Origin of the sequence: Methanosphaera sp., from assembly GCF_022768985.1 — an archaeon.
GTDB lineage: Archaea > Methanobacteriota > Methanobacteria > Methanobacteriales > Methanobacteriaceae > Methanosphaera.
The window spans coordinates 26,246-48,429 of record NZ_JALEKL010000003.1; the positions used below are offsets into that span (position 1 = coordinate 26,246).

The window sequence follows — 22,184 nt, forward strand, 5'->3', positions numbered from 1 at the left end:
AATCTAAAAATAAATAATCATAATTTTATATAATTTAATAAATAAGAGGTGAAAAAGTATGGATGTAGCAGATATAATTAAGGATTCTTTGAAATTTTCATTAGATAATCCATTTATATGGGCAATGATGGCTGTATTATTCTTCATTACAAGTGTACTAACAGTGGTTTCAAATAATGTTGGAGAAGTAGGTCAGGCAATTATCTTAATTATCAACCTTATAGTTGAAGTTATAGTTATGGGATACTGTTTAAAGCTTGTAAGAAACCAAATTGATGGTTCTGAAGTTACAACTGTAAATGTTGTTGATCTTGCAACAAATGTTGTAGATGACTTCATAAATGGTATTAAATTATTAATTGTAAATATTGTATACTTTATAATTCCTACAATTATCATAACAATTCTTGGATATCTTAGTGGTTCAATTGATAAAATATGCAACAGTATATTATATGTATCTGATGCTTTAGCAAAAGCTGGAGCTAGTGCAAATGTTGCAGATGTAATTAGCACTATGCCTGCTGATATGATGACAAATCTTCTTTCATCATTTGTATTTATTGCAGTAGTGGGAGTTGTACTTTTAGTAGTATTTGGATTACTTGATGCTATTGCATGTGCAAAGTTAGCTGAAACTGGTGATGTTTTAGCTTCATTAAACTTTATTGATGTAGCACATAAAATTGGTGATATAGGAGTTGTAAAATACTTTGTATTCATAGTACTTCTTGCTGTTATGTTAGTAATACTTGCATTAGTTTCTGGTATTGTTGAAATGATTCCAGGTGTAGGTAGTATACTTGCAGCAACAATAGTAACATCATTTACATCAGTATTTACATACGTTGCAATAGGAAAATTATATGCTGATGCTTATTAGTGGTATAATTTTTCCTTTTACCTTTATTTTTTTTAAAACTAATTCTTTCTTATTTTTATATTATTTAAATTATTCTCAGCAATCATATTCTTTTTTTAAAAAATTATCTATCCCTTCTATTTTTTTTTATATATTATTATAATGATAAATTACATAAATTAAAATAATATTAAAAAAATTTGATAAATTTAAAAGGGTGAACATTTTGGAGGAAATTAAATTAACAGGTGAAAGTAAAAATATTGTTTCAGATAATATTCAAAAACTTAAAGAAATATTTCCAGATATTTTCACAGAAAATAAAATTGATTTTGATAAATTAAAATGTAATTTAGGTGAATTTGTTGATGATTCAAAAGAAAAGTATAGTTTTACTTGGCCTGGTAAAACACAAGCTATTCGTGAATCACAAAAACAATCAACAGGAACATTAAGACCATGTGAAGAAGAATCTAAAGATTGGGATACAACACAAAATTTATATATTGAAGGAGATAATCTAGAAGTTCTCAAATTACTTCAAAAAAGTTATAATAATAAAATAAAAATGATTTATATTGATCCTCCATATAATACAGGTAATGAATTTGTTTATATGGATAATTATGATGATAATCTGGATAATTACTTAAAATTAACATCTCAAATTAAGGACAGGAATAAAGTATCTACAAATACTGAAACTATGGGTCGTTTTCATTCAAATTGGCTTAATATGATGTATCCTCGTTTAAAATTAGCGAGAAACTTATTGTCTGATGAAGGAATTATATTTATAAGTATAGATGATAACGAAAAAGATAATCTTAAAAAAATATGTGATGAAATTTTTGGTGAAGATAATTTTATTACTACAATATGTCAAAAATCCCGAGGAGGAATTTCAAATGATAAAATAATTTCCGAAAATCATAATTATCAACTATTTTATGCAAAAAACAAGTCAATTATACATGAAACAAGATCAGAATATGGTGTTAAAAAGACTGAAGATGATTTTAAACGTTTCAATAAAGATGATAATGATGGTAAAGGACCTTACTCTTTAAATCCAGTAAGTGGTCCTGGTGGTGCAAGAAAAGGTAATCCATATTATAATTTTTTAGGAGTTGAAGGTTATTTTAGATTTTCTGAAAAAACTATGACTAAATTATATAATGAGGGAAAAGTTATCAAAAAAAATAATAATTTATATCAAAAAACTTATTTGTCTGATTTAAAAGATAAAGTAAAAAAAATAAGCACGTGGTGGGATGAAGCTGGAACAACAAGTAGTGGAACTAAATTAATAAAACAATTATTCCCTGAAGTTAATGACTCAATTTTTGATCATCCTAAACCTATTGAACTTATTGAATTAATGATTGAATATTGTAATTTTAAAGAAAATGATATAGTCTTAGATTTCTTTTCCGGATCGTCTACAACAGCACATGCAGTTATCAAAGCTAATTCTAATGAAAATAAGAATTATAAATTTATAATGGTTCAAATACCAGAACCAACTGATAAAAAAACAGAAGCATATAAAGAAGGGTATATGGATATTTGTGAAATTGCAAAGGAACGTATCAGAAGAGCTGGTGAGAAAATTATTGAAGAATCTGGAAATGAAGATTTAGATATTGGTTTTAAAGTTTTCAAACTTGATTCTTCTAATTTAGAAAAATGGGATCCTGATTATAATAATATTCAAAAATCTTTAATTATTGACCAAATCAAAGAAGGAAGATCTGATAAAGACTTAATTTATGAAATAATGATAAAATATGGAATTGAATTAACATATCCAATTGAACAATATGGTAAAATTTATTCAGTTGGTTCGGGTGAATTAATAATATGTCTTGATGATAATATAACTAAAGAAATTGCTTATGATGTTATTAATTTAACTAAAAATGATTCAATATCACGAGTTGTTTTTAAAGACAGCGGATTTGCTTCTGATGCAATTAAAACTAATATTAAAGAAATATTAAAAACCAATAATATTGATGAGTTCATAACAATATAAAAAAAAGGGGGATAATAATGAAGTTTAAATTTGATTCTAATCTTGATTATCAAACCGAAGCTGTAGATGCAGTTGTTGACCTATTTAAAGGTCAAAATTCCATGCATCAATATTTTAATGTTTCAAATATATTTACTTTATATTCAAGACAAGGTATTGGAAATAAAATTGATATTTCAAATGAAGATATCTTAGAAAACTTAAGGAGAGTACAATCTTATCATAAACTAGCCCCTTCTGAAACACTTCCAAGTTTAGATTTTAATATTGAAATGGAAACAGGTACTGGTAAAACCTATGTTTATCTTAAAACAATTTTCGAACTAAATAAAAAATATAATTTTACAAAATTTATTATTGTTGTTCCAAATATCGCTATTAAAGAAGGAGTTAATAAAACCCTTGAAATTACAAAAGAACACTTTAAAGGATTATATAATAATGTTATCTATGACTATTTTATTTATGATTCATCTAAATTAGAACAGGTGCGTAAATTTGTAGTTAGTTCTAATATTCAAATAATGATAATTAATATAGATGCTTTTAATAAAAGTTTTAAGGATCCTTCTAAGGAAAATAAAGCAAATATTATTCACAGGGAACAAGATAAATTAAATGGATATAAACCTATTGATTTAATTGCTAAAACTAATCCAGTTGTTATTATTGATGAACCTCAATCAGTTATGGGCGGTAAAGGTGAAAAAGCTGTTTCATCCTTAAATCCACTGTGTACATTAAGATATTCTGCAACACATAAAGAAATACAAAATCTTATTTATAAACTTGATGCAGTTGATGCATCTGAAATGGAACTTGTAAAACAGATCGAAGTAGCAAGTTTAGTATCTGAAGGTCAACACAATAAAGCATATGTGGAATTAATTTCAACTAATAATAAACCAGGTTCTCCAATATCAGCAAAGATTAAAATTGATGCTAATGTAGGAGGTTCTATAAAAAGAAAAACAGTTAATGTAAGAAAAGGAAATGATTTATCAGAACTAAGTAAACGAGAAATTTATAATAGTTATATTGTTAGTGAAATTAGTTGTGAAGAAGGAAATGAATTTATTAAATTTAGTCCAATAGATGAAAAATTAATAAAAGGTCAAATTATTGGAGATTTTGATGATTTGACAATTAAAAGAGCACAAATTCGTAAAACAATTGAAGAACACTTAGATAAAGAACTTAGATTTGCAAGAGCTGGTAAAAAGATTAAAGTATTAAGTTTGTTCTTTATTGATAGTGTGGATAAATATCGTAAATATAATCCTGATAATACATGGTCTAATGGAATTTATGCAGATATATTTGAAGAAGAATATAAAAAACTTGTAAAGAAACATAAATATTCAACATTATATAATTACCTAGATTTAGATATTGATTTAGATTTAGAAGCTCATGAAGTTCATAAAGGATATTTCTCACAAGATCGTAAGGGAAAAAATAAAGATAAATTTAAAGAAACAAAAACTGGAAAGGCAGATGCTGATAATTATGCATATGAATTAATCATGAAAGATAAAGAAAAACTTTTAAGTTTTGATACTAAATTAAAATTTATTTTTTCACATTCTGCTTTAAGAGAAGGATGGGATAATCCAAATGTCTTCCAAATTTGTACATTAAATGAAACTAAATCAACTATGAAAAAACGTCAAGAAATTGGTCGAGGTTTAAGACTTTGTGTAAACCAAGATGGTGAACGTGTTCATGATAAAACAGTAAATACATTAACTATTATGGCTAATGAGTCTTATGAAGAATTTGCACATAATCTTCAAAAAGAAATTGCAGATGAAACTGGAATTAAATTTGGCATAATTGAAAAAGATGCGTTTGCACATATTCATAGGATAAATAAAAAAGGAAATAAAGAGCCACTAGGAAAACAATACTCACAATTAATTTTCAATCACTTTAAACTTAAAAAATATGTTGACTCAAAAGGTAAAATACAAGATGCACTTAAAGTTGCTGTAAGAGATAATACTGTTGATGTACCTGATGAATATGAAGATATTAAAGAAGAGATTGTTAAAGTTGTTGAAAAATCAACCAAAGGTCTTAAAATACAAAATGCTGCTACTAAACGTCGTCAAGTTAAACTTAAAGAAAGTGTATTTGATAATGAAGAATTTAAATTATTATGGGATAAAATTAAACATAAAACAACATATTCTGTTGACTATGACACTGATGAACTAGTTTCAAAAGCAATAAAAGTAATGAAAGAAAAGTTAGATATACAACCTCCAAAATTAATTTATACCAAAAGTGGTTTAACTATTGAATCATCTGGAGTTAATTGTGATAAAAATGGATTTATAACTTCAGAAATATATGAAGATGAAGAAATAGCTCTTCCAGATATTGTCAAATATTTACAAAATGAAACAGATTTAACTAGAAGGACAATTGTTAGAATATTAAAAGATAGTGAAACTTTAGATCAATTTAAGATAAATCCTCAAGAATACATGCAACAAACTGCAAAATTAATTAATAAAGTCTTGGGTGAGTTAATTGTTGATGGTATCAAATATACAAAAACAGGTGAATCTTATTCACAGGAGTTATTCAAAAATGAAGAATTATTTGGATATCTAGAAAAAAATCTTGTTAAAACTGAGCATTCTGTTTATGATTATATTATCTATGATAGTGAAGTTGAAAAATGTTTTGCTGAGAGATTAGATCATGATCCTGAAGTTAAATTCTTTGCTAAACTTCCAGGATGGTTTAAAATAAAAACACCAGTTGGTAATTATAATCCTGATTGGGCAGTGATGTTAGGTGAAGAAGGTGAGGAAAAAATGTATTTTGTTGTTGAAACAAAAGGAACAATTGAATACTTAGGAAATAGACCTTTAGAATCTGATAAAATTAAATGTGGTAAAAACACTTTGAGGCATTAGATAATGATATTAAATTCACCGAATCTGATTCATATGAAAACTTTAAAAAGAAAATATAATTATTAGGTTAATATAGATTAATTAGGAAAATTATATGCTGATGATTATTAGTATAAAAAATGAAAGGAGAAGGAGCAGATAAATATTAAAGACCCTTAACCAACATTATTTAATGATCGATATCTGATAAATTTAATTATATGATTTTAAATCCACCTTATAATTGTAATTAGAAAAAAAAAAGATAAATAAGAAGTTGTTGCTGAAGTAGAACTTAGATTTAATGGAATATTATGGGCAGAATTACCTGGTATAAATAATGGATAGTTACCCATAGAAAATAGAACATAATTCAAAAGAGACTGTATCAGTAATATTTGATAAATTATTAGATAAACAGTTAGTAAATATTTTCCAAAGTAATAAGAAATTTTACAATAAGATAAACACTAATCAAGAATTTAAAAAAACATTAGAATATGATTCAGTAGATCTTTTGTATGAAGAAGGGAGAACAGGTCTAATATGATTAATAAAGATAATCTAGTTAAAATCATTTTAAATAATATTGTTGAAGGAGCCATATCTTTTATAATTGGACTAATTCCATTTTTATATGCATATTTTAGTTCAATATTTAATAATATGACTTTTTATGAGTATTTAAAAAGCATATCATGGTATATTTATATTATCTTTTTTATTCCATTCATTGCAATGCTAATTATTGTAGTAATAAAATCAAAAATGAAAGAAGGTACATTACCATTTCGAATTGTTCATTGTGGTTTTACTACTATATGTAGATATAATTATAATGGATTATGTTGGGATATAAGTATTTCATCAGATTATGATGATCATCCTTCATTATATCAAATTCTTAATCATTTCAATGTGGAAGATACACCCCGATGTCCAAAATGTGGAACAAAACTTGAATATTCAAAACATTTATTATGGTATACTTGGAATTGTATAGAATGTAATTTTAAATATAGAACTTGGAATTCCCATCAAAAAATGGTTAAAAGAGTCAAATATTTATTTGAAAGAAAATTAGAAAAAGAATTAGAAGAAAGATACAATGATAATTAATCTATTTACTATCTTTAAAAAAATAGTTTGTATTTTCCTATTTTTATGTTCTCTTATAAGTTTTATTCTAGATTAAAATTGTAACTAAAAGTATTTATTAAAAAGTACATATCTATAAGTAATATAAATTTAAAAGGGGTGAAAAAGACAATGGATATAGTAGATATTATTAAAGATTCACTACAATACCCAGTAGATAACTACGTTGAATGGATCATGATGGCAATATTATTCTTTGTATCATCACTTGTTTCAGTAGTAATTGGAAGTAGTGCAGATAATGCAGTAGTGGGAGTAATCTTTTCAGTTATTAGCTTAGTTATATTACTCATAACAGAAGGTTATGCTTTAAAATTTGCTAAAAAACAGATCGTAGGATCAGAAGTTACATCACTTGATATGAATGAACTTCCAACAAACCTTGTAGCAGATCTTATTAACGGTTTCAAATTAGCAGTTATTGGTTTAGTATACTTACTTGTATATGGAATAATCATGGCAATTATATCATACCTACTTGGATTCTTTGATAAAGTTACACAATTTTCATCATACTTTATTAATGCATACCAAGCAAATCCAGCTGCATTTAATATAAACGCTGTAATTAACACTATACCTACAGATGTTTTAGCAAATGTTATGACAGCATCATTTATAGTAGCAGTTATTGGAGTTATTCTTATAATAATTACAGCAGTTATTTCATATGTTGCTATTGGTAGATTTGCAGAAACAGATTCAATAGTTGCAGCATTAAATGTTCCTGAAGTATGCAAAAAAATATCAGAAATTGGTATTGGTAAATTTGTAGTATTTTGTATAATCTTTATTATTGTATTGATAATTCTCGATATTATTAGTGGTATCGTAGCATTAATTCCTGCAGTAGGTAATATTATTGCAGCAACAATTGTAGAATCATTCATTATGATGTTTGTATATGTTGCTTTAGGTAAAATTTATACAGAATAAATAAACTAATAATATAAACCTTCCCTTTTTTTTATTTTTTTTTTAAATTATTAAACTCAAAATTCCTTATTTTTTCTATGAAAGTTTCCTCATACCTATTATTTTAGAAATTTTCCATTTTAATATTGTAAACTATTAAATATTTTAAGTAATATAATATATTAATTGATTTAATGATATGGAGGTGAAATAATAGATGGGATTGTCAAATATAATTAATGATTCTTTAAAGTTTCCATTTAAAAATCCTAAAATATTACTTGTTGATGCAATGCTGAGTTTTATTAATTCATTACTTATTGCATATACTATGAAAACTGATGATATATTACAATTTTTCATATTTTTAATTTTAACATTGATTGCAACATTTGTAATTAAGGGATTTGCATTAAAGATATTAAAACATCATATTGTTGGTGAAAGTCTAACTGTAACACTTAAAACTTTACCTGCAATGATTCTTGAGGACTTTGTTGATGGTATTAAAATTACAATTGTCAGAGTATTTTATAATATTGTGCCGGCTGTAATTGTTATAGTGGTAGGATTTATAACAGGAACATTTGAAAAGCTTTTCATATTCCTAGGTTATCTTGATGATGCAATAAATTTAACAACTAATGCTGTAACTATTTCATCTATATTTAATTCAATACCATCAGATGTTACATCATCTCTTATATCTTCACTCTTTGTTTTATGTGCACTGGCAGCTTTATTGTATATTCTTTTTAACTTACTTACCTATGCTGCATATGGAGTTCTTGCACAGACTGGAAGTATTAGAGAGGCAATTAAAATTAGAGATGTGCATTCTAGAATATCATCTATTGGTTGGATGAAATACTTTGGATTTTGGATATTTTCATCACTTACTCTTATTGTTCTTGGAGTTGTTGGTGAGCTTTTATCAAAAATTCCAGTAGTAGGTGTAATTATTGGGGCAACAGTTTTTGAAACTTTTATTGTTATATTTACATATACAGCTATTGGAATGGTATATACAGATAATTGAAAAATATAATTCTCCCCCCTCACCATCTTTTTTTTTATTTTATTCTAATTTTTCTAAATGGACTTGTTTTTTTTTGGGAGATAATTTATAAAACATATATTACATGATTATTTAAAAAAATATTAACTAGAAAGGGATTTATAATTTAAAAATTTAAAGGAGGAAGATTAAAAATCATGAATTTAGTAGGTTTATTTAAAAAATCATTAAAATATCCGGCAGACAACTACAAAGTATGGATAATTGTTGCAATTTTATGTTTTTTATCATCATTGCTTGATATAGTATCTAAAGTTACAACAAATATGATATTATCATCTATTATTGCATTAATGTCATTTATTATAACGCTTATGATTGCAGGTTTTTGTTTGAAAGTTCTTAAAAGTCAAATTAATGGATCTGAAATTAAAGTGGCAACTAAAGATAAATTAATTGGAAATCTTAAAGATGATTTTATCTGTGGTTTAAAAGTTTTAGTTGTTGAAATGGTATACTTCCTTATTTTTGCAGTAGTAGTTGCTATAATTTCATATATTACAGGGGCAGAAGGTAGTGTTATAAGTTTTATATCACAACTTCTCATTACAGCAGATATTAGATTGATTCCAACAAGCTTATTTGATGAATTTTTCACATCAGCAATACTTATAGTGGTAATTAGTTTAATTTTTGCAATTATATTATATGTATTTACTACAATTGCAACAGCAAAACTTGCAGAAACTGGAAAAATATTAGATGCATTTGATATAAAATCTATACTTAGTAGAATTTCATCAATTGGATGGGGAGGATATATTTCATATCTTCTACTACTTTTATGTGTAGGTGTTGTTATTGGTCTTATCTTCATAGTTATGGGTTCAATACCATATGTTGGAAATATTGCAGCAGATACTATTGTTAAATCATTTATGTTGATATTTACTAATGTATCAATTGCTAAAATTTACACATATAATAATGAGTAGATTTTTTTATCTTGATCTTCTCTTTTTTTATTCTTTTTTTTTAATATGGCTATTTTTATTATCTAAACTTATATGAATAACTTATTATAAATTAACTCTAAACACACAAACTATAATGGGGTGAAAAAGTATGGATTTAGTAGATTTATTTAAGGATTCATTAAGATATCCGGCAGAAAATCGTATGGCATGGCTTATGATTATGGTAATTTGTTTTGTTAATTCAATATTTTCTATGGCTTTAGCATCAATTGAAGATAATATTGTTGTAACAGTAATTGTTTCAATCATAGTACTTATTGTATCTTTAGTATGTGCGGGTTTTTCTCTTAAAGTTATAAGAAGTCAAATTGATAATACAGAAGTTACAACAAATGACATGACACAATTACCTGAAAATATTACATCAGATCTAGTAGGTGGAATAAAAGTTGCAGTTGTTGAAATAGTATATTCACTTGTTGCATTTGCAATTACATTTATATTCACATATCTTTCAGGATCATGGGATAAAATTATAAGTTTCATAAGTCAACTTCTTGCTGTTGGAAATGTTGATGTTATCCCAACAAGTCAAATTGTTAGCTTTGCATATTCTATGATATTTGTTGTATTTGTTGGAGTAATTCTTGCAATTATTGTATATTTACTACAAACAACATCTATAGTAAAACTTGCAGAAACTGGAAGTATAATGGATGCTCTTAATATTAAAGATGTATTATCCAGAATTTCAACAGTTGGATGGGGAAGATACATTATATTCATGGTACTTCTTGCAATTATACTATTTGTTGCTGTAATTGTACTTGGTATTGTTTCTATGATTCCATATGTTGGTGGAATTATTGCAGATACAATCGTTGGATCATACATAATTCTTATGATGTATGCATCTATTGGTAAATTATTTGCAAACTAGAATATGAAAAAAAAATTATTTAACCTTCCCTTTTTTTTATTTTTCTTTTTTTTACCCGGGCTTATTTTCATTATTTAAAAAATTATATCAATTAGTTAGGATAAAAACAATATTTTATATGTAAATCTAATTTTTTTTAATGGGAAATTAATATTATAAACAAAAAAATAATTTTATTAGGAGTGTTTGGTGATGATTTTATGCTAAATATAGAGGGTAGTTTAGATTTATTTAAGGATTCATTAAGATATCCAATAGAAAATCCAAAAGTTTGGCTAAGTTTTATTATTCTATTTTTTATAACAACAATTTTTAGTTTAACAGTATTTTCAACTATAGATAATACACCTTTATTTGTAATATTTGGTATCTTATTTATTGTTATGTCTGTTATAACACTTGGTTTTAGTATGAAGATTATAAGAAATCAAATATATGGATCTGATGTAATAGTAGATGATATGGATGAAATTCCATCAAATATTAAGGATGATTTTATTGAAGGAATCGAGGCAGTAGTAGTTGAAGTTATATATCTGGTTATTCCTGCCATGTTTTTATTTATCCTAACATATATTACAGGTTTATTTGACTGGATTGTTAATTTTACAATACAACTTCTTATGAGTAGTGGTATTGATGGTGTAGTATTTAGTCAACTTAGTAGTTTTATTCATACATTAATATCTATAGTATTTTGTGGTGTTGCTGTTGAATCTGTAATGTTTCTAATTTCAACAATTGCTATTGCAAAACATGCAGCAGATGAAAGTATGATGAGTGCATTAAATATCAGGGGTATTCTTTCAAAAATTTCATCAATTGGATGGGATGAATATGTAGTGTATCTAATTTTACTTATACTAACAATATCAGTTCTTAATATTATACTCACTATTGTTTGTATGATTCCATATGTTGGTAAGGTTATTTCATTTACAATGGTAGGATCATATATCTTAATTGTTACTAATGTATCACTTGGGAAAATTTATACACAGTAATAATTCACTTAATCTTCTTTTTTCTTTTTTTTAAGAGCTTTAATTTAGCAGTATTTCAATATTTTATCTTATTTTTTAAAATATCACTTTCATTTATGTTTTTTATTGTATGAATTTTTATTCATATGTTTATTTTATTAACTAAACTATAATAATAACTTATTATAAATTAACTTTATCAAATCTAATTTTAATGAGGTGAAAAGATATGGATTTAGTAGATATGATTAAGGACTCATTAAGATATCCAACAGAAAATTATATGACATGGGCAGTACTTGCTGTAATATGTTTCATAATAAGTATATGTTCACTAGCACAATACTCAGTAAATAACTCTATAGTATCAGCTGTAATGTCAATTATAGTAATACTTGTAACATTTATTGAACTTGGATATTGTCTTAAACTTACAAAAAGTCAAATTAATGGTCCTGAAGTAACAGTAAAGAAAATGGATGAACTTCCAGAAGTAATTAAAAATGAATTTATAGATGGTATAAAATTAACAGTAGTGGCAATAGTATACATGATTGTACCTGCAATTATATTTGCAATTCTTGCATTCCTTACAGGTGCATGGAGTAAAATTAGTGTATTTGTAGGATATTTTACAAATGCAGGAATTAATGCAGTTATGTCAAATCCTGAAGCTGTTGTAAATGCAATTCCTAACGCTGTAATTGTAGACTTTGCATCATCTGCAATGTTCCTTACAATTCTTGGTGTAATTCTTATGATTGTATTTACATTACTTCTTGAAATTGCAACAGCTAAACTTGCAGAAACAGGAAGTATAACAGATGCAATTAACTTCAAAGTTGTAGTTGAAAAAATATCATCAATTGGATGGGGAAGATACATTGTATATGCAATTATAATGGCTATTCTTGGAATTGTTTGTTTTATCATTCAATTAATTGTAAGTATGATTCCAGCAGTTGGTCCTATAGTTTCAGATACAATTGTAGTATCATTCTATATAATGTTTTCATCTATTGCACTTGGTAAACTTTGTGCATACTAAGATTGGAAAACATTTTTTTTCTTTTCTTTTTTTTATTTTTTTTATAAAATTCTAATTTCTTCAAGACTATTCTATTTTTTTTAGATTATTTTTTATTTCAATTTCAGATTCAAAGTATATTTCATATTATTATGTGTAAGTGCATTGTTTATGTAGTAAGTGGATTTAGTATGTGTAAATAATTAATTATATTCATTTAATTCTTTTTTTGTTAATTTACAATTATTTAAATTAGTTTTATCATATATAGCAGTATTATTTCATTAATGTTGCTGTAATAAGAATAATATATTGATAATTAATATATAATACAAAAAAATATACTAGTAATTATATAAAAAAGATTAAATATTTCTTTTTTTAAGTATTAATAAACTTTTAAAAAGAATTTTTCTAATTAAGAGGTGAAAAACTATGAAATTAAATAAAATAATTGCTGTTTTAATGGTACTACTTTTTAGTATGACAATGATGGGAATGGCAACAGCAACACCAGTAACTACAATAGAAGATGGAAGTGATAATCCTTTTATCCTTCATCATACTGATTGTAATTGTAAGTCTATGGATAAAGTAGAAGCACTTAAAGAACATCATCTTTATCATGCAGCAGCAGAAGTGGCATGTGAAAAAGTAAAACATGATAAAAATGCTAAAAGTAGTTATGGTGTACACTGTCCTAGTTGTGGAAGTGATAATGTTGGAATGAGATTTGCTCTTGAAGGACGTTCATGGAAATGTTATTCTTGTGGATATGGATGGGGTAGTCTATAATTTAGATCCTTTTTTAATTAAATCATTATGATTTCTATTTTTTTCTTTTTTTCTCTTTTTTTATATTTTCCTAAAATCGTGGATTTTATTAATTATTAACTTTATAAATTAATTATATAAGCGTAATATAAAGTTGATATTTATGGCAGATTATGAGTATTTATGTGAGGCTGAAACTGATTATAGTTATGGTTGTCCTCCAGATGAAAGAAGTATTGAAGAACATATAGATCGTGGAATTATTAATCTTGATAAACCATCAGGTCCAACATCACATGAAATTGATATATGGGTAAAAGATATAATGCATACATCAAAAACAGGTCATGGTGGAACACTTGATCCTAAAGTTACAGGAGTACTACCTGTTGCATTAAATTCTGCAACAAAAGCATTACAACTACTACTTTTATCACCAAAGGAATATGTATGTCTTATGAGATTACACAAACCAATAGATGATGATGTAATACGTAGTGTTCTTGATGAATTTACAGGTAAAATCTATCAATTACCACCTGTTAAATCAGCAGTAAAACGTGAATTACGTGTAAGAAAGGTGTATGAAATAAAGCTTCTTGAAATACAAGATAACCAGGATGTACTTTTTAGAGTAACATGTGAGGCTGGAACATATATTCGTAAATTATGCCATGATATAGGTGAAGTTATTGGCTGTGGTGCACACATGGCAGAACTTAGACGTACAATGGCTGGTGCATTTAAAGAAGATGAAACACTAACAACACTTCAAGATGTAACAGATGCATATTACTTCTATGAACATGAAGATGATCCATCATATCTATTTGATATAATACAGCCAATGGAAAATGCAACACGTTATGTAAAGAAAATATATGTAAAAGATTCAGCAGTTGATGCAGTATGTCATGGATCTGATCTTGCAAATAGTGGAATTGTAAAACTAGATAGTAAAATTAATAAAAATAATATTGTTGCTGTTATGACACTTAAAGATGAACTACTTGCAATTGGTCAGGCACTATGTTCAACTAGTGAAATTATTACATCAGATACAAAAATTGTAGTAGATATACAAAAAGTATTTATATTACCAAAAACATATCCTATGATGTGGAAGTAATTACATAGTAAAAAATAATAAAATTTATTTTTTTAGTATGAATTATTCTTCAATATGAAAACATTTTTTATTAACTGTAGAACCTTTAATTTAGTTAAGGGCGAGGTCAATATTTAAAAACAACACATTATCCAATATGATTTTTTGGATGATATTTTAATGATTTTATGTAGATTATTAGCTTTGGCTATGTAAAATTATTCAAGGAAAAATGAAACTCAATTAAATTTTTCTAGATAGTAGTTGTTAAATAAGAAATTTAGTATTAATCTTGTAGAAAATTCTATGGCAAATGAAAAATTAGCTATTGAAGCAATGATTAATATTAGAAAATTACAACTGCCGAGATAGTCTAGCTTGGTAAGGCGCAAGACTGGAAATCTTGTGGAGTGATCTCCTCCTGGGTTCAAATCCCAGTCTCGGCGTTTATAATTATTTTTTATAAATAAGAGAAATATTTTTTATTTAATTAATAATTATCTAGAAAAAGATTTCATTTTAAAAAAAATGACTTTTTTTATAAATTATTAAAATTATTTATTATGCATATACTTTTTTTTAATCACAATTTAACTGTAAAAAAATTTCTTACAATAAAAAGTTTATTATTAGCTTTTGAGAATATTTTTTCATCTGAATAAATTGTAAAAAGAATTCTAAACTAGATGGATTAGAAAAAATATAATAAATAAGAGAAATCACCTTCTAGATAAAACAATTAAACACCAAAAAATAATATTTCTTAGTTGAAATAATTATAATGAAAATCAAAGCTTATTTTTTTCTTATAAACTAGAAATTACTTTCAAACACACAAATCTAGTTTAGAATTATTATTGAGTTATTTATTCAGAACTTTTTTAGTAAAATTAATAAAAACAAATAAATTGGAGAATTAGCATGGCTGAAGAATTTAGACATATGGTTCGTATAACTCGTAAAGACGTTGACGGAAACAAAACAATAGCTTCTGCTTTAACAGAAATTAAAGGTATTGGTAAAGCTTTCGCTGTTGCAATATGTAAAGTTGCTGACTTAGATCAAGATGCACAAATCGGATACATCGATGATGAATCAGTACAAAAAATCGAAGAAGTTCTTGAAAACCCTCAAGAATTCGGAATTCCTGAATGGTTCTTAAACAGAAGAAACGACTATACAACAGGTGAAACAAAACACTTAATCGAAGCTGACTTAAACATGACACTTCGTGACGACCTTAACAGAATGAAAATGGTTAGAAGTTACAAAGGTAAAAGACATGAAGTTGGACTTCCAGTACGTGGTCAAAGAACTAAATCAACATTTAGACACGGATCTTCTGTTGGTGTAAGCAGAACAAGACCTGGTCAATAGATAAGGAAATACAAAAATTTTTTAATATAAATTTAAAGGAGATTTGATTATGGGAAATCCTAAAAAACCACGAAAACAGTATGACACTCCATCACATCCATGGAATGCAGAACGTATTAAAGAAGAAAACAGATTAGCAAGTAAATATGGATTAAAAAACAAAAAAGAAATATGGAAAGCTGAATCTAAAGTAAAAAGATACCGAAGAGATGCTCGTATCATCTTAGGTATGGATGCAGATGAAAGAGAAGCACAAGAAACTGAATTAATGAATCATTTAGTAAGACTTGGATTCATTTCACCTAATGCTAAACTCGAAGAAGTATTAGATCTTAACGTAGAAGACGTATTAAGACGTAGATTACAAAGTTTAGTATTCAAAAAAGGTTTAAGTAACACAGCTAAAGAAGCAAGACTATTTGTTGTACACGGTCACATTACACTTAACGGTAAAAAAATTAATGCACCAGGACATTTAGTTGAAAAAGCTGACGAAGATAACATAGGATTCTATCCAGGTTCACCAGTTGCTAAAAACTTCACAAGCACAGAAGAAACAAAAGAAGAAGCTGCAGAAGTAGAAGCAACAGCAGATGAAGAACCAAAGGACGAATAGATCCAAATATAAGGAATAAATTATAAGGGTGATAAAATGGCAGAACAAGAGAAATGGGGTGTAGCTCACGTTTACTCATCTTTTAACAACACTATTATAACTGTTACAGATATTACTGGTGCTGAAACCATAACACAATGGTCTGGTGGAAAAGTTGTAAGATCAGACAGACAAGAATCATCACCATTTGCAGCTATGGAAGCAGCAAACAGAGTAGCAGATGATATTAAAGAAAAAGGAATTGCTGGTCTTCATATTAAAGTACGAGCTTCTGGAGGAAATGGTCCAAGAACACCAGGACCTGGTGCTCAAGCAACAATAAGAGCATTAGCAAGAGCTGGTATAAAAATTGGTAAAATTGAAGATGTAACTCCTATACCTCACGATGGTACTGGTAGACCTGGTGGTAAAAGAGGTAGAAGAGTATAAGTATTTTAAGAAAAGGGTCATAACATGAATATAGAAATTAGATATAAGGATGAAGAAAAAGCTGTATTTGTTGTAGATGGTGTAGATGATACATTTATTAATACAATAAGAAGAATTTGTCTTGTTGAAATTCCAACATTTGCAATAGAAGATGTAAATATTTACAAAAACGATGCAAAAATGTTTGATGAAGTTTTAGCTCACAGATTAGGATTAATTCCATTAGTAACTGATCTTGATTCTCATATCATGCCGAAAGATTGTGACTGTGAATCACACTGTGAAAAATGCAGCGTTTCATTTCTTCTAAAAGAAAAAGGTCCTAAAATAGTATATTCAAAAGATCTTAAATCAGACGACCCAGTTGTAAAACCAGTTTATGATACAATACCAATAGTAAGACTTCGGGAAGGCGAAGAAGTAGAACTTGAAGCTATTGCAGAAATAGGATTAGGTTCAGAACATGCAAAATGGCAGGCAACAACAACTTGTGGATATAAATATTATCCAAGAATTTCAATAGAACAGGATAAATTATCAGATCTTGAAGAATATGTTGAAGAATGTCCAAGAAATGTATTATCAATTGATGGTGATGAACTTGCAATTGGTGATATTGAAAAATGTTCAACATGCCGAACATGTCAAAGATTATCTGAAAAAGATGACAATGCAATAGTAGTTGACTTTGAAGAAAATAAATATATTTTCAACCTTGAAACAGATGGTTCACTAACACCTGTTGAAGTTCTTACAATAGCTTGTGATATACTATCAGAAAAAGCAGATAATATCATAAATTTTGTGAATGAGGAGGAATAGTAAAAATGAAATTAACAAAAACTAACCCAAATACTGTAAATTTAATAAAATCCCTCACCAAACAATCATCTGCAGAAAATGCTCCTATATGGAAAGCTGTTGCTAACGATCTTTCAAGAGCTAATAGAAAAAATAAAGAAGTAAATGTTTACCATATAGCAAAAAACACAGCTGAAGATGATACTATAGTTGTACCAACAAAAGTTTTAGGTGAAGGTAACATAGAACACAGCGTAACTGTAGCAGCATTTAAATTCTCAGCAGAAGCAGAAGAAAAAATAACAGCTGCAGGCGGAAAATGCCTAAAAATCGATGAACTTATGGCTGAAAATCCAAAAGGATCTAACGTTAAAATCATAAAGTAGGTGAATTTGAATGGTTACAATTATAGATGGAGAAGGACTTGTATTAGGAAGACTAGCAAGTACAGTCAGTAAAAGATTACTTAACGGGGAAGAAATTACAATAATCAATGCTGACAAAATTATTATATCTGGAAATAAAGATTTTATCTATGCAAGATACAAACAAAGAGTGGACAGAGCAAGTATCTCAAACCCAAGAGATTTAGGTCCAAAATACCCACGTAGACCAGATGATATATTCAGAAGAACAGTTCGTGGAATGCTTCCATACAGAAAAGCACATGGAAGAACAGCTTACAAAAACTTAAAAGTAAATGTAGGTGTTCCAGTAGAACTCGAAGGACAAGAAACAGTTGAAGTAAAAGAAGCACAACCTAAAAACATAACAAAAAGTATGCAATTAGGTACAGTATCAAAATTATTAGGTGCTAAATTTTAGATAAATTCAGAAGGTAGTGTAAATTATGGCTAAAACAGTACACGCTAGTGGAAAAAGAAAAACCGCTATTGCTAGAGGAACAGTTAAAGAAGGTAGCGGAAGAATAAAAATTAACAGTAAACCAGTTGAATTATATAACCCTGAATTAGCAAGACTTAAAATTTATGAACCTATAGAGCTTGCAGGGGAAGACTTAATAAACTCTGTAGATATCAGCATAAGAGTTGTTGGTGGAGGAGTAATGGGTCAAGCAGAAGCAGCTCGTATGGTTATTGCTAAAGGACTAGTTGAATACACTGGTGACATGAATCTTAAAGACAGATACGTACAGTATGACAGAACAATGTTAGTAGGAGACCCACGTCGTACAGAATCCAAAAAATTCGGTGGACCTGGAGCAAGAGCAAGAAAACAAAAAAGTTACAGGTAATTTTTTATGTTACTCGTAAGATGTTTTACGTGTGGAAAGGTTATTTCAGCAAGTTTTGATGAATTTCAAGAAAGAGTAGCAGATGGTGAAGATCCTGGAGCTGTTCTTGACGATCTTGGAATTACAAAATATTGTTGTAGAAGAATGTTTATCTCACATGTTGATGTATGGTAGATATTTAGATACTAAAATAATAAGGAGCTAATATGGAGTATTTACTTCATTTATTTTGAACTCCTCTCCCCTTTTTTACATGTTAATTTGGGGAATTTAGTTGAGTTGTTGAATAGTATTAGAAAAACTAAATAAGGAGCATTTAATTATAATGCAATCTAGAAGTAATACAAGATTTGATAGAGCTAGATTAATTGGTTCAAGAGGATTACAAATTTCTATGGGAGCATATCCTAAAGTTGAATTTAGTCCTGATGAAGATCCTATTAAAATAGCAATAAGAGAATATGAGGAAGGAGTACTTCCATTAGATGCAGTAGTTAAAAATGAGAAATTTTCAGAAAATAATGATGAAGCTGATGATGAATAGATCATCATTATAAATTATTTTTTTTCATAGTAAAATTGATTGTTGATAACTAAATGTAAAAACTAACTTTCTTTATTTCTACACTTTTTAAGAGATAAAAAAATAGCCCTTTAATTAAGCAACTATTTCTACATTTAAAAGAGGTGTTTTTTATGGATAGTGTAATAGAAGACGTACGATTAAGAAAAATTATAGATAGTAGAGGAAATCCTACCGTTGAAGCTGATGTTTTAACATGGAATGGATTTGGAAGAGCAGCAGCACCTAGTGGAGCAAGTACTGGAGTTAACGAAGTAGTATCTTTCCCTGATGGTGGAGTAGACAGAGTAGTTGAAGATATTGAAGATTTAATATCCTCAGAAATTATAGGAATGGAAGCAGAAGACATCAGAGAAATTGATAATGTTCTTAAAGAAATTGATGGAACAGATAACTTCTCAAATATTGGTGGAAATACAGCAGTAGCAGTTTCAATGGCAACTGTTAAAGCTGCAGCATCAAGCTACAACCTTCCAGTATACAAATTCCTTGGCGGAGTTATGCCAACAGCAATTCCTTATCCTTTAGGAAACATGATTAATGGTGGAGCTCACGCAGGAGTTAATGCACCTGATATTCAAGAATTCCTTGTAATTCCTGTTGGTGCATCAAACATAACAGAAGCAATTACAACTAATATTAATGTTCACAGAAGAATTAAAGAAAAGATTCAAAATGTAGATTCTACATTTACTGGTGGTAAAGGAGACGAAGGTGGATGGGCACCTAACCTTACAAACCAACAAGCTTTAGAAATTCAATTCACATCATGTGAAGAAATTAGTGACGAAACTGGTATTTTAGTAAGACCTGGTTTAGATGTTGCATCTAGTGAATTTTGGAATGAAAAAGAACAAAAATATGTATATGAACGTGAAGGTGTTCAAAGAACAACTGGCGAACAAATCGACTACATTGCAGATTTAATTGATACATATAAATTATTCTATGTAGAAGATCCAATTGAAGAAAATAATTTCGAAGCATTTGCTGAACTTACAGCAAAAAGTGGAGATAATTGTCTTATTTGTGGTGACGACTTGTTTGTAACAAATGCTGAAATCCTTGCAAAAGGTATTGAAGCTAATGCTGGTAACAGTTTAATTATTAAACCAAACCAGATTGGAACACTTACAGATACATATAATACAATTGAGTTAGCAAAAGATAATGGATATGTTCCTGTTGTATCACACCGTTCTGGTGAAACAACTGATGAAACCATTGCACACCTTGCTGTAGCATTCAATGCACCTATTATTAAAACAGGAGCAGCTGGTGGAGAAAGAATTGCAAAACTCAATGAACTAGTCAGAATCGAAGAAGAATTATTAAATCCTAAGATGGCTGATTTATAATTAAAGAAATTAAAAGATAATATTTTAATGAATAAAAATTTACAATAAAAGAGGAAATTAATATGTCAGAATTATTAATACCATTAGACAAGTACCTTGCAGCAGGATTACACATAGGTACACAACAAAAAACAAAAGATATGGAAAAATACATCTACAGAGTAAGAGCAGATGGGCTTCACGTACTTGATGTAAAAAGCAGTAACAATAAAATTATTGTTGCAGCAAAACTTTTATCAAAATACGACCCTGATGAAGTACTTGTAGTATCAACAAGACAGTATGGTCAAGCACCAGTTAAAAAATTCGGAGAAGTAACAGGTACAAAAACAATACCAGGTAGATTCATACCAGGTACACTTACAAACCCTCAATACTCCAAATTTATTGAACCAAAAATCTTAGTTGTAACAGACCCAAGAGCTGACTCACAAGCTGTTATTGAAGCTAAACAGAACAACATTCCTGTAGTAGCTTTATGTGATACAGAAAACTTATTATGTAACGTTGATGTTACAATTCCTGTAAACAACAAAGGAAGAAAAGCTATTGCTTTAGTTTACTGGTTACTTGCAAGACAAATTCTAAGAGAAAGAGGTATCTTATCCTCTGATGAAGAATTTGATTTAGAACCATCAGACTTTGAATTAAAAATATAATCTTATTTAACTAAGGTTATATGTAGATGGTAATTTGACTTTTGAATATATTTGTACACAGACACTTTAAAGATTAACATTGTAGGCTATAATTTTTATAGTTTACCTGTGTTTTAATCTTTTAATTAAAGAGAAAACTTATTTTTTATTAAACTTTTTTTATTTATAATTTTCAGATTTTTTTTACTAAATTAAAGTAATGTAATTATTTTTAGTTATAAATTATTAAATTAGAGTAATATTTATTATATACTTAATACATAAATACTTCATAACAGATTCTCATAATAAATAATTCAGATTTGTAATTTAAGTATAATAGGTTTTTATACTTGAGAATCATATTAAAAGGGGTATTTATCTTTAGAGATTGGATTTTTATTTTTCCATTCTATAG

General features: G+C 27.6%; 23 protein-coding genes and 1 tRNA gene. All 24 read left to right on the forward strand.

Going from position 1 to position 22,184, the window contains the following annotated elements; genetic code table 11:
* The first annotated feature begins 58 nt into the window (after window positions 1–58).
* Window positions 59–883 carry a DUF4013 domain-containing protein gene (locus MRZ80_RS01015; protein ID WP_292535345.1) on the forward strand — a complete coding sequence of 275 codons (825 nt, stop codon included), beginning with the start codon at window positions 59–61 and terminating at the stop codon, window positions 881–883.
* A 196-nt stretch (window positions 884–1,079) separates the two neighbouring features.
* On the forward strand, window positions 1,080–2,900 hold the full coding sequence (locus tag MRZ80_RS01020) for a site-specific DNA-methyltransferase (protein ID WP_292535347.1): 1,821 nt from the start codon (window positions 1,080–1,082) through the stop codon (window positions 2,898–2,900).
* Window positions 2,901–2,917: 17 nt separating this feature from the next.
* Window positions 2,918–5,830 carry a DEAD/DEAH box helicase family protein gene (locus MRZ80_RS01025; protein ID WP_292535349.1) on the forward strand — a complete coding sequence of 971 codons (2,913 nt, stop codon included), beginning with the start codon at window positions 2,918–2,920 and terminating at the stop codon, window positions 5,828–5,830.
* Window positions 5,831–6,355: 525 nt separating this feature from the next.
* Window positions 6,356–6,928, forward strand: a complete 573-nt coding sequence (locus MRZ80_RS01030; RefSeq protein WP_292535350.1) for a hypothetical protein — start codon at window positions 6,356–6,358, stop codon at window positions 6,926–6,928.
* A gap of 150 nt (window positions 6,929–7,078) precedes the next feature.
* Complete coding sequence (locus tag MRZ80_RS01035; protein WP_292535351.1) at window positions 7,079–7,903, forward strand: DUF4013 domain-containing protein; 825 nt, start codon at window positions 7,079–7,081, stop codon at window positions 7,901–7,903.
* A gap of 196 nt (window positions 7,904–8,099) precedes the next feature.
* A complete protein-coding gene (locus tag MRZ80_RS01040; protein ID WP_292535353.1) occupies window positions 8,100–8,921 on the forward strand; it encodes a DUF4013 domain-containing protein in 822 nt (273 codons plus the stop codon).
* 176 nt (window positions 8,922–9,097) lie between these two features.
* The gene (locus tag MRZ80_RS01045; RefSeq protein ID WP_292535355.1) at window positions 9,098–9,895 is read left to right on the forward strand and encodes a DUF4013 domain-containing protein; all 798 of its coding nucleotides are present in this window, start codon (window positions 9,098–9,100) and stop codon (window positions 9,893–9,895) included.
* A gap of 130 nt (window positions 9,896–10,025) precedes the next feature.
* Window positions 10,026–10,817 carry a DUF4013 domain-containing protein gene (locus MRZ80_RS01050; RefSeq protein ID WP_292535356.1) on the forward strand — a complete coding sequence of 264 codons (792 nt, stop codon included), beginning with the start codon at window positions 10,026–10,028 and terminating at the stop codon, window positions 10,815–10,817.
* Window positions 10,818–11,017: 200 nt separating this feature from the next.
* Window positions 11,018–11,821: a DUF4013 domain-containing protein gene (locus MRZ80_RS01055; RefSeq protein WP_292535358.1), complete on the forward strand. Its 804-nt coding sequence runs from the start codon at window positions 11,018–11,020 to the stop codon at window positions 11,819–11,821.
* 208 nt (window positions 11,822–12,029) lie between these two features.
* Entirely contained in the window at window positions 12,030–12,848 is an 819-nt protein-coding gene (locus MRZ80_RS01060; RefSeq protein WP_292535360.1) for a DUF4013 domain-containing protein, read from the forward strand.
* A 414-nt stretch (window positions 12,849–13,262) separates the two neighbouring features.
* A complete protein-coding gene (locus MRZ80_RS01065; protein ID WP_292535362.1) occupies window positions 13,263–13,622 on the forward strand; it encodes a hypothetical protein in 360 nt (119 codons plus the stop codon).
* A 142-nt stretch (window positions 13,623–13,764) separates the two neighbouring features.
* Entirely contained in the window at window positions 13,765–14,730 is a 966-nt protein-coding gene (locus MRZ80_RS01070; RefSeq protein ID WP_292535363.1) for an RNA-guided pseudouridylation complex pseudouridine synthase subunit Cbf5, read from the forward strand.
* A 341-nt stretch (window positions 14,731–15,071) separates the two neighbouring features.
* Window positions 15,072–15,155, forward strand: a tRNA-Ser gene (locus MRZ80_RS01075).
* Between the two features lie 475 nt (window positions 15,156–15,630).
* Window positions 15,631–16,086 carry a 30S ribosomal protein S13 gene (locus MRZ80_RS01080; RefSeq protein ID WP_292535365.1) on the forward strand — a complete coding sequence of 152 codons (456 nt, stop codon included), beginning with the start codon at window positions 15,631–15,633 and terminating at the stop codon, window positions 16,084–16,086.
* Between the two features lie 49 nt (window positions 16,087–16,135).
* Window positions 16,136–16,702, forward strand: a complete 567-nt coding sequence (locus MRZ80_RS01085; protein WP_292535367.1) for a 30S ribosomal protein S4 — start codon at window positions 16,136–16,138, stop codon at window positions 16,700–16,702.
* Between the two features lie 36 nt (window positions 16,703–16,738).
* Entirely contained in the window at window positions 16,739–17,131 is a 393-nt protein-coding gene (locus MRZ80_RS01090; protein WP_292535369.1) for a 30S ribosomal protein S11, read from the forward strand.
* 24 nt (window positions 17,132–17,155) lie between these two features.
* Entirely contained in the window at window positions 17,156–17,953 is a 798-nt protein-coding gene (locus MRZ80_RS01095; RefSeq protein ID WP_292535371.1) for a DNA-directed RNA polymerase subunit D, read from the forward strand.
* On the forward strand, window positions 17,950–18,318 hold the full coding sequence (locus MRZ80_RS01100; RefSeq protein ID WP_320786671.1) for a 50S ribosomal protein L18e: 369 nt from the start codon (window positions 17,950–17,952) through the stop codon (window positions 18,316–18,318). The genes MRZ80_RS01095 and MRZ80_RS01100 overlap by 4 nt, the downstream gene beginning before the upstream one ends.
* 10 nt (window positions 18,319–18,328) lie before the next feature.
* Window positions 18,329–18,757, forward strand: a complete 429-nt coding sequence (locus tag MRZ80_RS01105; protein ID WP_292535375.1) for a 50S ribosomal protein L13 — start codon at window positions 18,329–18,331, stop codon at window positions 18,755–18,757.
* Window positions 18,758–18,782: 25 nt separating this feature from the next.
* Entirely contained in the window at window positions 18,783–19,187 is a 405-nt protein-coding gene (locus MRZ80_RS01110) for a 30S ribosomal protein S9 (RefSeq protein ID WP_292535377.1), read from the forward strand.
* 6 nt (window positions 19,188–19,193) lie between these two features.
* Window positions 19,194–19,361, forward strand: a complete 168-nt coding sequence (locus MRZ80_RS01115; protein ID WP_292535379.1) for a DNA-directed RNA polymerase subunit N — start codon at window positions 19,194–19,196, stop codon at window positions 19,359–19,361.
* 151 nt (window positions 19,362–19,512) lie between these two features.
* Entirely contained in the window at window positions 19,513–19,731 is a 219-nt protein-coding gene (locus MRZ80_RS01120; protein WP_292535380.1) for a DNA-directed RNA polymerase subunit K, read from the forward strand.
* 152 nt (window positions 19,732–19,883) lie between these two features.
* Window positions 19,884–21,128, forward strand: coding sequence for a phosphopyruvate hydratase (eno, locus tag MRZ80_RS01125; protein ID WP_292535382.1), 1,245 nt, complete (start codon window positions 19,884–19,886; stop codon window positions 21,126–21,128).
* A 62-nt stretch (window positions 21,129–21,190) separates the two neighbouring features.
* A complete protein-coding gene (rpsB, locus tag MRZ80_RS01130) occupies window positions 21,191–21,787 on the forward strand; it encodes a 30S ribosomal protein S2 (RefSeq protein WP_292535384.1) in 597 nt (198 codons plus the stop codon).
* Window positions 21,788–22,184: the final 397 nt, after the last annotated feature.